This is a genomic window from Pseudomonas sp. HD57-3, from assembly GCF_056113135.1.
In genome coordinates this window covers 1,895,198-1,909,823 of sequence record NZ_CM148568.1, presented here as the reverse complement: position 1 = coordinate 1,909,823, position 14,626 = coordinate 1,895,198, and the positions used below count along the sequence as shown (strand labels likewise).

At 55.4% G+C, this 14,626-nt stretch carries 7 protein-coding genes; 4 read left to right on the top strand and 3 right to left on the bottom strand.

Translation table 11 applies throughout. The annotated features are described in order from the left end of the window. The first annotated feature begins 100 nt into the window (after positions 1 to 100). Together AC0R79_RS08585 and AC0R79_RS08580 are read left to right on the top strand one after the other, a co-directional pair. Positions 101 to 2,008 carry a hypothetical protein gene (locus tag AC0R79_RS08585; RefSeq protein WP_474734097.1) on the top strand — a complete coding sequence of 636 codons (1,908 nt, stop codon included), beginning with the start codon at positions 101 to 103 and terminating at the stop codon, positions 2,006 to 2,008. After that, on the top strand, positions 2,005 to 2,613 hold the full coding sequence (locus AC0R79_RS08580; RefSeq protein WP_240664983.1) for an Ig-like domain-containing protein: 609 nt from the start codon (positions 2,005 to 2,007) through the stop codon (positions 2,611 to 2,613). The genes AC0R79_RS08585 and AC0R79_RS08580 overlap by 4 nt, the downstream gene beginning before the upstream one ends. 150 nt (positions 2,614 to 2,763) lie before the next feature. On the opposite strand, the gene AC0R79_RS08575 is transcribed toward AC0R79_RS08580, so the two are convergent. The 3 genes from AC0R79_RS08575 to AC0R79_RS08565 all read right to left on the bottom strand — a co-directional run bounded on the left by AC0R79_RS08575 (position 2,764) and on the right by AC0R79_RS08565 (position 9,272). After that, a complete protein-coding gene (locus AC0R79_RS08575) occupies positions 2,764 to 5,001 on the bottom strand; it encodes an autotransporter outer membrane beta-barrel domain-containing protein (protein ID WP_375745974.1) in 2,238 nt (745 codons plus the stop codon). Positions 5,002 to 5,242: 241 nt separating this feature from the next. Next, positions 5,243 to 7,180 carry a hypothetical protein gene (locus AC0R79_RS08570; protein ID WP_375745972.1) on the bottom strand — a complete coding sequence of 646 codons (1,938 nt, stop codon included), beginning with the start codon at positions 7,178 to 7,180 and terminating at the stop codon, positions 5,243 to 5,245. A 166-nt stretch (positions 7,181 to 7,346) separates the two neighbouring features. Then, complete coding sequence (locus AC0R79_RS08565) at positions 7,347 to 9,272, bottom strand: hypothetical protein (protein WP_474734095.1); 1,926 nt, start codon at positions 9,270 to 9,272, stop codon at positions 7,347 to 7,349. Between the two features lie 611 nt (positions 9,273 to 9,883). Between AC0R79_RS08565 and AC0R79_RS08560 the strand changes: the two genes are divergently transcribed. Next, positions 9,884 to 13,720, top strand: a complete 3,837-nt coding sequence (locus AC0R79_RS08560) for a hypothetical protein (RefSeq protein WP_474734094.1) — start codon at positions 9,884 to 9,886, stop codon at positions 13,718 to 13,720. 492 nt (positions 13,721 to 14,212) lie between these two features. Continuing rightward, positions 14,213 to 14,590, top strand: a complete 378-nt coding sequence (locus AC0R79_RS08555; RefSeq protein ID WP_474734092.1) for a DUF6124 family protein — start codon at positions 14,213 to 14,215, stop codon at positions 14,588 to 14,590. The last annotated feature ends 36 nt before the right edge of the window (positions 14,591 to 14,626 follow it).

Genomic DNA, 14,626 nt, shown 5'->3' with positions numbered 1-14,626 from the left:
CTGCTCACCTGTCAGATCTGACAGTACCCCTCCCTCCTCCCCTCAGGTTCAATAAAAAACCGTCTGCGATCCCACTGCGTGCTCGTTCAGGAGTTTCGTCATGCCCACCAAGAGCCTGCTTCTGTTTCCCGATCTCGATCAGCCCGTCACGCAGGCGTCGCTGCGTCCCTTGCGGATCAGCGGGGCAGTCACGCCAGTCGTGGATGCCGATAGCGGGATCAATATCGCGGTGGTTGAGGAAAGCGCCAGCGGGGTGCTGTGCGTAATCATGGCGTACCTCGGCATGTTGGAGGGTGATAAAAATGTTGTTTACTGGGACGACTTTCCGGAGTTCACCCGAATGGTTGAACCGGGAGAAAAAGACAATCACCTGTTCTTTTACCTGCCCGATAAGCTGTTCACTCCCGGTCTGCATAAATGCTTTTATGAGTTGACCCGGTTCGGCGAAACCGCGCCGGACGATTCCTCTATGGTGTCGCTGTTTTTCGTCAAACTCACCAGACCCGGTGGCCGAGACAGGGAACCTCATCTACCCGACGGGCACTCCGAACTGCACATCCCGCAACTGCCGCGGGAAATCATCGATCAGGAAAAGATCGACGCGGAGTGGGCAAAAAAAGGTGTTCCCCTGACGGTTCCTACCTATCCGGAAATCGAGGTGCTAGACACCATTCTGATGCGCTGGGGCAGTCATACTTTGCTCCCTCATCTCGTCACGCAGGATCAGGCGGAAGGCAAGGATCCCATCGTGATCGTCGCCAGACAGGAAGACATTCTGGCCGGTGGCGACAGCCCGGCACTGGAAGTCAAGTACGACCTATACGATAAAGTATGGAACTGGTCTTCCCGGCACTCCAAACGCACACGAATCGCCGTCGACGCCGGCGCCTGGAGTCTTGCTGCCCCGATTATCAAGCAATCGGTCAATGGAATCATCACGATCATCAACTTGAACGGGGAGGACGTCACGGTCCAGGTCAACATCCAGGACTCGGATTTCGCGCAGCAAGATTTAGTGACAATGACCTGGATCGGCACCCCTCCCAGCGGAAAACCATTGATCCACTCGGAAACCAAACCAGTGGAGAACATCCCGAGTGTCATGGAATTCAAGGTGCCGTACGCGCAAGTACGCGCCATCGCCATGGGCCGGGCCGATGCCTCGTACGTGCTGACGAGAGCCGACGGAAGTCCGCCGTTATCCTCCAAACGTGAGTTCGCCGACGTGGTGGGTGACGTTTTGATGCCGGACGCACCGACGATTGTCGAGTTGCTGGGCGACATACTCGAGTCGGACAGGCCCTTTGCCACAGTACTGATCGAGTACCTGAACATAGCCAATGGCGATCTGGTCGCCGGTCACTGGATAGGTGAAAAGTCCAACGGCCAGGCGTATGTCCATGAGTTCACCCACACCGTCAGTGACAATGAGGCAAAAGCAGGCTTTTTCACTGTTTACGTCAAAGGAGAGCACATTGGCGTACTCGACAAGGGCAAACTCGATCTTTCGTACACCGTGTCCAATGACAAGCCGGAGCTCTACGGCGTCAGTGATTCAGAGCATCTGCGGGTCAAGGTGCAAGCCGTCACCGCAACACTAGCCAGGCCCGAGGTGGAGGAAGCCGACGGGGATGTGCTCGACCCTTCCAAAGTCTTCGATGTCGCCCACATATCCATCGAAAATCCGCCGACGCAAAAAGACGACATCGTGACCTGGAACTGGCAAGCGACCCATCCGTTAGGCAGCATCAGCGACTGGGTGCCCATCACCACGCTGAGCGCCGGTAAACCGCTGCGTTTTCGAGTGCCCGCGAACTTCGTCACGATCAGTATCGGGCAGTACGTCAAAGTGCGTTACTCGCTCAAGCACGCGACCACAGGTTTATACAGTTACTCCGCCGCACTCAATCTGCTGATCGGGTCGCTGATAGCGCCGACCATCACCAACGCCCAGGACTCCAAAGGCACCGTGATTCCAGATGGCGACACCACCGTCGACACACCGTGAAACTGCCTTTGCATCAGGTTCGGATCTACGATGGAGGCACGCCAAAACACACTGAGACTGCTCTGAACACCGGTGTATGGACCACTGGCAAGATCTACCTGATTCCCGGCAATCCCGAAATCCTCCCGGCTTTCGGCGCGGGAACGTCAGTGCATCACCAAGCATCCGGGGGGCAGCGCGATTATATCTATACCTCCAGCGTCACGAGCGTGGCTTTCGTTGATCGCTCATCTGGACTGGTCACGGTCAGAGGTCGCGGTTCTGCAACCATTACCGTCACAGATGCAGCCAACCAGTCAAAGAGCTATACCGTGACCGTGACAGGTGTCATCCATTGTATCGGGCTGGGTAGTAATTGGTGGTCGAACATTATGGACGCTGCTCGTAACCAGGGAGCAAGGGTGCCTTCGTTGGCCGAGTTACGGGAAATACACAGCGCTTATGGAGGCCGCTGGCCAATGGGCAACAGAATGTATTGGTCGTGGGAGGAAAGGCCTGTGCCTATCAACCCCAACCCGTTTTATCACTGTAAAAATCTGGTAACCGGAGAGGAAAATCACCACATGGCTATCACATCCCAACTTGGAGTTGGCATTAAACCTTAAGCATCGTTCCTGGACACTCTTGCGCAAAGAGTGTCCAACGACATCAGGCAAAACCAATTAACAGAAATGACAAGGCCGCTGCTCATCGACAGAGCAGCGGCCGTTAAGGTATCTCGCTGGTTACGAAACACCTTCCCTACCAAACAGTCGTTAAAAGCTGTACCGCCCCCCAAGACTCACCCCAAACGGCTGCTCAATATGCTCCCCATTGGAATAGTCCAGATCGACATGCACCTGCCACTTCTTCGACAGGGCCACCGCCACCCCCGCACCTAACTCCGCCCGGGGGCCTGACAAGTCATTGTTGAACACGTTGCTTTCGTTGACCTTGACCTTGTTGTTATTGACAAACTCATTGGCGATCGCAGCACGCACATAAGGCTGTGCAACAGCACCGTTGCCTATGTCGAAGTTACGCCCGAACGTGGTACCGACCTTGCCCAGCAGCGAACGGGCATGATCGCCATCGGCCTGCATGTCGTTGTCCAGGCTGAAGCGTTTGCCCTGGATCTGCGCTGCCGAAAACTGAACGAACGGTTCAATGAAGTAATCGTTGCTCAACTTGATGTGACGACCGGCTTCAACCGATGCGCTGACACCCCAATTATCGTAATCGCCCTTGGCACGCGTGCCGTCGCTCAAACCGACCTTGGCCTCGTTCTGGAACTGGTTGAATTTCAGCAAACCGTCAACGTAGTAACCGGTGTAACGGTCCATCCACGTCACGTAGGGCCCGAAGTAGTAACTCTTGACCGTGCCCGAGGTGCCATGGTCAAGATTCAGATCCGATTGACTGAAGCCACCCATCACACCGACCAGCACATCGCTGTCATTGAGTCGGGCGTCGGCCCCGAGGGAAAGCCCTCGCTGTTTTTGCTTGTACGCCACACCGGATCTTCCGGACACGTTGTACTGGCTGCTATAGGTGCGTGCCCAGGCGCCCGACTGGCCACCGTTGAACCGCAACTCGCCCATGCGGCTGCGCAGTGAACTGGCTTCGCCGTACAACAGGGTAATCGGAGAGTTGAACAAGGCCAGTACCGCACTGGCGCCGGGGCTGATCACCTGGGTGGCCGGATCGAGGAACCACTCGGTGCCGCCCGTTTCTCCCGGTCGCTGGGCCAGGTCATAGGACCAGGTACCGAGATCCACTCGCCCGCCCCTCAAAGCAAATTGCGCATCGCCAGCGGCGGTGTGCACCAGGGTCAGTTGCTGTGGATTCAGCGCATCCAGGCCGGACGCCGTCACCAGCAAACCAAACTGACCGGTCGCCACACCAGTGACATTGAGGAAGTCATGCTGGCCCGTAGCGAAGTTGCCCTTCATGGCGAAGGTGCTGGAACCATCCGGCGAGCCGGCGAGCGTACCGACATTCAACTGGTAGAAGGTATTCGGCACATCCTGCGCACCAAAGCGAACCGTCCCACCATTCATGGCGAGTGTTCCTACGGTGTCGTTGCCAGTCAGGGTCCAGATCGAACCACTGTTGACGGTCACGCCATTGACCTTGTCGAGACGGCCGGTGAACTGCGAACTGTTCTGCAGAGTGACGTTGGCGGTCGAACCGTTTTCGACCAGCACATCGCCGGTCATGCGGCCTTGATCGAAGGTCAGGTTACCGGTGCTGTTGCCGGCGATGTTGATGTCGCCTTGCAACTCGCTGTTGCCGACGGTCATGGCGGCGGTAGAGGCTCCCTGGACGTCGAGCAGGAGATTGTTGCCGGCGAGCAGGCTGGCGCCGTTAGACAGATTGACAGTGGCATTGGTACCCCGATCAACCAGAACTGCCGAGCCATTGACCCCTTGTACAGTGGCGTTATCCAGCGAGAGCGAACGGGCGCCGACATTGTCCGTGTCGTTGACCATGCGCACGCCTGTCGCCTGACCGGTAATGACAGTCCCGGCGGAGGCGTTCAGCGCGCCGCCAAGAAGATCCGCACCAATGCCATTGCTGCCAGTACCGGTCACTTGCGTATTGGCCAGCGACAAAGTGCTGAGCCCCGTGACTTGCGCACCGAAAACATCACCACGGATCTGACTGTTGGAAACATCCACGGTCGAGCCGCCAGCGGCAATTGAAGAACGGTTGACGGCCAGACCGATGTCGTCGCTGGTCACAGTGGCCTGGTTGATGGTGCCCCGGCTGCTGGTAACCGTTATACCTTCGCCGCCGGGATTGCCGACGACCGTAGCGCCGTTGATGTTCAGCGTCGACCCCGAGCGAATGGTGATCGATCGGGTGGTGGCGCCATTGACGTTCAACACACCCTTGTTGCGCACGAGATAGTCGATCGGTGCTGTCGTTGCGTCGATATCCCGAGAAGTGTTGTCGACGATAACAGCCGCCTGCACACCATCACCGAAAAAAGAGAATGCAGGTACGAACATAAGCGCACCCATCGTACTTTTTACAACGGGACCATTGAACCGGCCACTCAACTTTTTCATGATTTGCCCACCTCCAAAACCATTACAAAAAAATGCGAGAAGCATCTGCGTGAAAAATCGAGCGCGAACAGTAGTCAGATTCCCCACAAAAAACTGTAGGAGAAGTCCGAAAATCAAAGCGGAAATAACCCGAGCACTACCCAAAAAAAACGGGAGGTATTGAACCTCCCGTCTTCCTCACTTAAATATTGCAAGTATCACCACTGCCTGATTCCATATGCACCCTGACAAAGTGACTGGATTCCACCGGTCTTCCATCAATATCAGCCACATAACTGATCTTCCCCCACGCACTGCCTGTTGCGATCAGTTCCTGATAACGGACTTTCAAAATGAACCCGGCATCCACCTCCTGATCGGTAGGTGAGTAAGGGAAATCGTATTTTGTATTCGGCTTTACCGTATTGCCCCCCGAATCCATATAACCTTGATAAGAGCAAGCCAATGTCTGACCCTTCAATTGATTTTCCCCACCTGCAACCAGCGCATGAGCACACTTGGTAAGTACGGCATCTGCTTGTAATGACGGGCAGTTGAGCAGAGGCGGAGTATAATCATCATCCATATGTTGAAAAGTTACTGCTGGGGCTACGCTTGGACGAATGAGCACATCAACTTCCCGAGGCAATGAAAACTCTTCGTTATCGTTAATATCTGGATTGGTCAGCTTATAACTTACCGGTAGTTTCTTGCCATTCCCTCCATCCTCGACAACCTCCCATGCAACAACCCACTCCAGATCACCGGTCTCCGTTCCATCCAAATCGATAACACCGCCGTCCGCTTTAGAAACTTCTACGTTCTTCCAGATAAGTGTCGCAACATCCCCATCCTTTACATCGCCAAAAACTGCCACCTTCACCGATACCGTCTGGTCCTTGTCAGCTTCAGTCAGCACGTTTGCGGGATTGCCTCCTTGCCCTTCAACTGTCACCAGAGCGAGATCCGGGTTAGGGTTCTCTCCCCCTTGCCCAGGGCCAGCCCTGCGAAGATCGACATCAATATCTTTTGTGAGAGGTCCTGTTAATGGATGTCGAACATTCCCGCGCTTTATTTGAATGCTGGTTGTAATTGTCTTTGGGCCAAGATCGCCATTGAACAGTGCAGCGTAAGGAATATCCCTGTAGAAAGGAAAACCTGTAATTATCTCGGGCGGCAATTTGGTGCCATCAACGGTAACTTCCAACTCATCCATGCCTGCAATGAAGTTGGTGTACTCGGCTGTTATACCGATCCCCAATGGCGTCCGAGCGTCCGCCAGATCTACCAGTTTGGGGGGAGTATCGCCATCAAACAGCGGGATATCAGGCGGAAGCAAGTCCTCTGGAGAATCTGTCAGCGTTACGTAGACCTTCTTGAATAGAGAGGTTCCACTCACGTTACCTTTACGGTCTTCCAATTTAGTCCAAAGTTCTTTTTCGCCCTCCTCCGTTCCGATGTGGGCCCTGGTCAGATTGAAAGTTACCGGCGTAGTAGTATCTTGACGCTCAAACTCTCCAACCAAGATTGCACTTGGTATACTGGTTCCGTAGTAACAGCGAACGATATCCTTGATTTTTCTTGTAGGGTACTCAGTAATACCAACCTCAATAACACCCTGATGATCATCCAGATATTTTTTGGTAATACCAAACTGCTCCACTTCGTCCGGAAGTGTCACCAGACCAATTGGAACAGGAGCCTGGGTATCAATATTGATCGTCAGAGGTGTAACGTCATCCTCGTTGCCACCATGTTTTGCTATATAACTTAGTTCATGCGAGCCTGACTCGGTCGTCAAACCAGCAGGGAGCACCCGTTCAAATTCAGTTATTGTCGAATCAACCGGTGTTATGTAGGAAAGTCGATCTCCTACAGGCGTACCTTTCCAGGTCAACTGTAAATAACCCGGTACTGAATTGGGATCATCTGCCTTGGGAAATCGAGGAATCAAAACCTTGAGTGCAGCGCCCTGAAGACTGCTATGCAATTGATTTGGCAAGTCATCTGCTTCATCCGCAAGCAGAGGGTTATCCGCATGCAATTCGGGTGGGGCCAGATCAACTACAGCCATTCCTTGGCGAACCTTAAGATAGCGTGCACGATTTTCTGCGGGACTTAACGGTTTAAAAATGGTCATGTCATTTATCCTTTCCAAATTTTAAATAGCTGGCCAAGGAGTCATGCAAACCTGCACCAGCGCTCATTGAAAACTGACAACTTTCAGGGAACTGCAAAAGCCTCAACAGCAGTCAGCACAACTTATGTCGGCGTCCGGCAACTTAAACAATCCGGCGCCACAGGCATTACTTCGAACAAAGATCGTTATCCGGCCCACAGGTTTCCCCGCTGGGCATGGTTCTATTGATAACCACGAAATCCGGCCTCGACACTCCCCGCCCGCCATTGCTCTTTCTCAAAAAGTAACGACAGAGCGCCGACCCGTTATTCACCATGGGCGCAATCAACTTTTGATAGTCCGTCACCCACACGTCAAAACCATCGCGTGCCTGATCAAGAGTCAGCTGCGTTTCGAAAGAGTCCTCGACACCGGGAATAGGAGAAGAACCGTTGGGGCCCTGACACCCTTGCCAAAACAGCTCGACAACATCGTCCTTGTCGAATGCGTCATTCCCGTTGATGTGGACTTTCACATGCACCCACAACCGTGGGTTGGCGCAGCAATCGAGTACCCCATCCCGCCCGCCATCGGGGAAGGTCGGCTCGGGCAGATTCCTGATGATGATGATTGCCACTTCCACCAGGGTTGTCGGGGCCAACTGCTGGTTCACACCGTTATCGGTGAAGTACCGCACAGGCAGCGCCGGATTTTCCTTGTCCTGGTCGATAAACTCCCAAGGGATACTGAAGAGAACTATTTTCCCGGCCGTATCACCGGGCTGAACCTCATACTCCGCGACGGGTGCACTGATGGTTCCCCAATACAGAAATACTTTTTCCCCCTGTACGGGATTGTCATGGAGCGCCAGTTGCCCTTCGGCGGGCAATTCGTAGTCATCCGGAAGCAGCTTGTTCAGCTGTTTTGAGACGGCGCCGTAAATCTCGATTTTCGCCAGTCTGGTGTTCAACAGTGCGGGCGCGTCGGGGTGGTCTAGACCTGCGACTTTAAAGTTGTAGGGCACGCGTGTTTCGGGTGACGGCGGCGTCGGTGTCCCGCCGCGACTGACGCGGTAGTCGATACGCGCGTCCATGGGACCGAGCCCGTCGGCCGTCAGTGTTGGCCAAGGCACGGTCGCGGTCTGTACCGGCTTCGAAGGATCGACATCGAGCGGTGCGAGATCATGACCATTCCACTGGATCAAAAGCTTGTCGGAAGCATCCGGATTGTCATAGTTATCGATTTCGACCGTAACAGCCTTCTGATTCGTAGCCCCTTCGCGGGCATGCTCGCGGTCGATCAATCCCCTGGCCGACAAAGGCACACGTGGCGGCTTGAGTTTGCCGGGCCCGGGTTTCAGATCGACGAACACCGGCAAAAGAGTAGAGCGCGGTCCGATGTTGCCGGCCCAGTCCCGCAACTTGTAATAAAAGTAACGCGGGCCGTGTCCCTTGGCCCGAATGTCCGCTTCATAAATCGTGATGATCAGTTGCTTTTGATCAATGTCCTGCTGGCTGAATGCTTGCTCACTAATTTCCTGCTCGGAGTCCGGCGGATTGTCCTTGTCGGTCAGGAAATAGATCGCACGATCCCTTGCCCTGGCATCCGGATAGAACCAGACTTGAAACCTGACCTCGCCAAAACGAATGAGATAGTCATCGGTGATATCGCCGGGAACGTTCTGCATGATCAGGGCTTTCGGGCTCTGATTATCATTTGGGGGGGTTCGATCAACCGTCACGCGTTTACGAAAGGAATACTGCTTGTTCCCGCCGTAGTTCAGCATGTAGGACAAGTCATAAGTGCCAGGTTCCAGCTTGTCCCGCGGGACTTTCAATACCTTTTCCCCCGGTTCATCAAATGGCTCGCTGTAAACCGGATTGAACGGGCCGCCCTCAAACACCCAACTGATGGAAATGATGTAGGGGATCGGATCATCGAAGGTAGTCGCTCTCCAATTGGGAACAATCACTTTCAGATCATCGCTCGAAGCATCGCGTGGCAGCAGCCCATCGGGGCTCTCAATACCATTTTCATCCTTGAGAATGGCGGGAACCTCGGGTTTCTTCAGGACTGGATCCTCAGGATCGGCCAGCTTTTGAGTCATCGGCATTGCAGACGCCCTCTCACGTAATCGCCCACGCTTCCAGATCATCTGTCCGTTATCGGCAGGTTGAGGATTCGTTGCGCTGAAGTGATTTAACGGCGTTGCACATTCACTGGCTACTGTCAGAAATTACAGGTTTGGCGACCGTTCGTCGGAGATTGGCTGCCACTGGCAACTCGGCAGAACGACATAAACAGTGCCGTTTAACAAACCGGATCACTGACTGACTCAGGCTACGCATCCTTGCGCCGATGCCTACGCATCAGCCAGAATCCGCCGGCTTGTGCGCCTTGGGGGCGGGTTCTATTGTTTGGCGGTCGCTGAAAAACAGCGATCGGGTTTAGCAGCCCGGTTAACTTCAAGGCACGTTGGTGTCGCCAATGTTTTGTTATGGCGGCTGACGTGGGGCACTTCGGTGCGCCGGGATCCTTGAGCCTGGTCTGCTAACCCGCATTCAGCCGCCACCTAATTCGTTTAGCAGCGGGTTTGTCGTCTCAGCACTCAAGACAACCGTTCGTCTTGAACCTGCGAGCACCTGTAATTTCTGACAGTAGCCAACTCCGCCACAGCGCCGTTCAATGCCTCCATCGCCCCGCCATTCGATCGGAGTTCGCGCCATGACTGTCAACAACACCACTGGTTCATCTTCGCGGGTGCTCAAGGCGCTCGATGTTCCCGGCCGCACCGGCCCCGTTTCGCAAAACCCTGATGTGTGGGGGCTCAACATTGCGGCCGTGGAGGACAACTTTCCCGAAAAGGGCTTGCTGTGCCGGGCCGAGCCGTGGGATGTCATGAACGAGGGCGACAAGCTGGTAATTTCCCTGGGCGGAGAGCCGGTACTCAACAAACCTGTCTTCGCTCATGAAGTGAACACCACGCTGTCGATGTTTGTGCCGTCCGCCCGTTTCAGTAACCGCTCGACCACCCTGTCCTACACCGTCACCCGACTGGTCGGACCGCCCGAACCGTCCGAAGTGATGCAGGTACGGGTCAAGCTCACCCGCCCCGGTGGTCATGACAGCGACGAAGGCCCGGGCCACCCGAAACTTAAAATGACCATCCCGAGGAAGATTGTCGAGGGCGGCATCGACGAGGACAACGTTGCCGCCGGCGTGCCGATCACGATCGGCCCCTCTGACGACGGGCCAGAGCCCTATCCCAACGCAGCGGCCGGCGACCGGATTCAGGTGATCTGGGGCTGGGTTTACGTGCTCTACGGACCGCTGACCCAGGATGAGGCCGACGGCAAGGTGCCGGTTATCGTGCACGTCACCGAGCAGGACATTCGCGATGGCGAGGACTCCGGGGATACCGGTGTCGCCGTGGCCTATGAGGTCTATGACGCTGTCGACAACCGTTCCGTAGACTGGAGTTACGAGCAGCGCGTGGTGGTGGCCGTCAACGCCGACAGACTGGGCGCACCACTGTGCAAGGAAATGCTGAACAATCAGCTGAACGCCGACGAACTGGGGGAAGCCGATGGCACGGCGCAGATCCTTGCCGTGAACGAACCAGGCAAAATCAAGTTCGAGGTCGGTGACATCCCCATCGTCCGGCTCAAGGGCACACCGCTTCAAGGGCCGCCGATCGACATCGAGATCACCGGCCAGCCGCTGATCAGTGTGCCAAACATCCCCGAGATCCCGATTCCCAATGCCGCAATACGGCAACTGGCCAAGACCCAGATCGGCTTGTCCTTTCGCCTGAAAAAAGCCGACGGTTCCGCCGACCTGCTGTCCAAAACCCAGTTCATCAGTGTCATTGGCGAGATCCAGCGTCTGCTGGCCCCGGTCGCCCGCGACGCATTGCAAGGCGCCCTCGATCCGGACCTGCCACAGACCCGCATCGAGATTCCATTCGACAAGTCCTTCGTTGCCGGCCAGGCGATCCAACTGTTCTGGCTCGGCACCCGAGCCGACCAGAGCACTTATTTACCCGACCTGCTGTTGCGCCCGATTAGCAATGGCGATATCGAGGACGGCGTGCCCTTGCTGATCAACGTCCTGGGCCTTCATCTCAAACAGATCCAAGGTGGCACGTTGGAGCTGTATTACCACTTGCTGAGCCAGGACGCGGTGCTGGGCACGATGAACCGCGTCAACGCCACCCATGCCATTCGTGAGTCGATCCATGCCGAGATTCTGAACGTCGGCGATCCGAAAAAAGAACTGCCAGAGCCAAAGGTGGAGGGCGTGGTTGACGGCGTATTGCCGGCAGACACAGACGGCACCACGCTGATCGTGGAATACCTGAATACGGTCATGGATGACGTGGTGACCTACTACTGGAATGGCTCGAAAACCGGGCCGGACAGCGACTGGGTCACGCTGTCCTCGTTTACCGCCGGCCAACCGGTGCCGTTCACCATCAGGGCGCAGCTGATCAAGGGCAATGAAGGCGGGACGGTCAAGGCGTCTTATTCCATTAAATGGGAGGATGGGCGGCCTACCAGCTATTCCGATGAAAAGACGTTCAGTGTGGGCGTAGCGCTGGACCTGACGGCCCCGCGCATCAAGGAGGCGCCGAACGACACCAGCCTGGTCCCGAATGCCGCGAAGGATGCCCTGACCGCCATCGTGGACTACGTGGGCATGCTGCCCGATGACAAGATCATTGCCACCTTGACCGGCGCAGCGGGCACGCCGGCGGGAGGCTCATACACGGCGCCGGAAAAAACCGTCACCGTGCTCGGGCCGCAGGAGATTTCACTGGCCAACAGCGTGGTGGCTTTCAACCTGAACAAAGCGGTGACGGTCAGCTACACAATGAAACGCGGGAGTGCGACACCGCTGCCTTCGGGCATCCGCACCCTGGCGGTACAGTCGCTGGCGCTGGATCTTTCCAACGTGCCAATGATTCTTCAGGCGGCCAATAACGGCGACGGGCCAGAGCTGGATCTGGATGCGATCAAGTCGTCGGCAACATTACGCGCCTTGGGCTGGCCGTTGATTGCCCTCAGACAATGGGTATGGCTGCGATTCAAGGGGACACTCAACGACAACACCTCCTATGACAAAGTTTTCTGGGCCCAACCGGGGCCCGTCACCAATGACGGTTGGATAACTAATGGTTATTACAACTCTAGCCTCTCTGCTACGTTTTTGAACGAATTCAAAAATCTGAAGCATGGCTCATTGTTCTCCATCGAATTCAAAGCCGCGTTGGGAGGCAGCCCGAACGAAGCCGAGGCGGTACCTTTTCCGTTGCGGACCTACACAGTCAAGGCAATTCCGGATGTAAAACCGGTCATCACAAAAGCTGAGGATTCCAAAGGCGACGAAATCCTGCCCGGTCGCTACACCGTCGATACCAGCGTGACGCTTATCGGCACGGCCGCCAAGGGCCAGAAGGTTCAGCTACGCGATGACGCGACGCCCGATGGCCAACCCACAGCCGATCCCGGCACCGGCATCTGGCGGCACATACTCACCGGCCGGACACTCACGTTGCACACATTCACGGCACAGGCGCTGTACGGTTCAGGACAGACATCCGACCCGCGTTCGTTGACGGTAACGGCAGCCACGGAGCCGACCATCACCTCGGTCAAGGGCTTGCCGAGCAATGTGGAAATCCCTAACGCCGGTTACACTGTCGAAACCAGCGTGATCCTGACCGGCGCCGCCGCCAAGGGCCAGAAGGTCGATGTGCTGCTGGGCACCGTGTCCAAAGGTCAGCCCACTGCCGATCCAACGACCGGGATCTGGACGCTGACGGTGACCGGCCTGACGGTGACCGGCCTGACGGTGACCGACCTGACGGTGATCGGCCTGACGGTGACCGACCTGACGGCCACACCACATAGCTTCAGTGCCAAGGCGTTGTATGCGTCGGGGGCGACCTCGGCAGCGCGAACTTTTACCGTAGTAACTCCACTATGGATTGATCCATCTCAGATGAATTTGAACGGAGCCAATATCTCAATCGAGGGCACTTCGCTCAAATGGGAGAAAGTCGGGAATCCTTCCGGAACTAGTTCAATCCGCCAAGCAATAGGTGGAGTCGGTCCTTACAAATATAAAACCTCTAACAGTTTGATTGCCTCGGTTGATGATAATGGATTGGTGTGCAGTGAGGGGAACGGAACGGCCGACATCACAGTGGAGGACAAAATAGGCCAAGTTAAAAATTATAAAGTTACTTGCAGCAATGTAAAAAAGTACGTACATACACAAAGCGATTCACCCATAAATCGCAGCCAATACCTTCAATGGGCAAGAGAAAACAACGCAACTCCGTACGCATCATGGCAACAGATGACTAGCGATTGGACTACAATACTTGAGATCAAATTTATTGTCCTCAAGCCTTTCTCACCACTACTGAATGCATCAACTCACATATACTCCGGCAACCTTTATTACATCATAGCTCAACATGAGGGAAATCACCCTGTGCCCGGAACTCCAGGGCATTCTGATATATTCGAGAGTATTGCAATTTTGAATCAATAGCGCCGAAAGTGAACTCGCTTGTTTACGGCGAGAAAAAGCGGACGCAACAAGTCAAGAAAAATGTAATAAATGCGTAATAAATGGGGCGCATTTATTTTCTAGTCCCAACCATGCCCCCCCGCTCTTCCCTTCAACTGGGAGGGCGGGTTTCTTTTAAGCGCCATCGAAAAACCATGTTGAAGTGTGTTTAAGGTTATGTCCGCAAAGCCACGCAACCTTGCGCCTTTGCCTACGCATCCGCCAGAATCCGCCGGCTTGTGCGCCTTGGGGGCGGGTTCTATTGTTTGGCGGTCGCTGAAAAGCAGCGATCGGGTTTAGCAGCCCGGTTAACTTCAAGGCACGTTGGTGTCGCCAATGTTTTGTTATGGCGGCTGACGTGGGGCACTTCGGTGCGCCGGGATCCTTGAGCCTGGTCTGCTAACCCGCGTTCAGCCGCCACCTAATTCGTTTAGCAGCGATGGATGACGGCTCCATTTCTCAAGGAGCTTCACCATGATCAAACCCACGCCAAACCCACCCGAAACCGACACCACCTCGCCCTACGAAACCCTCGATTCAAAGAAATTCCACGAAGCCGCCGAGCGCGCGCTCGATCACTACCTCAATCCCCTCCTCCCCCGAAAACCGCTGCTCAAACCCAACACCCGCTACCTCATCGCCCCCGGCATCGACAGCGAAGAACTGCTGGCTGACGCCTGCGAAACCCTGACTTCGGCCAAGACCATGGCCAATGACTTCGCCGGGTTGGTGGATGGCTCGCATCGACATGTGCTTTTGGGGATTGCGCAGCTGATCATGCTGGGTGAGCTGGCGGTGAATCGGGTGCTGGATAATCTGGAGTTGAAGGCTGAGGCGTCCGCTGTAGCCTGACCGCCGCCTGATCGTTCCCACGCTCTGCGTGGGAAT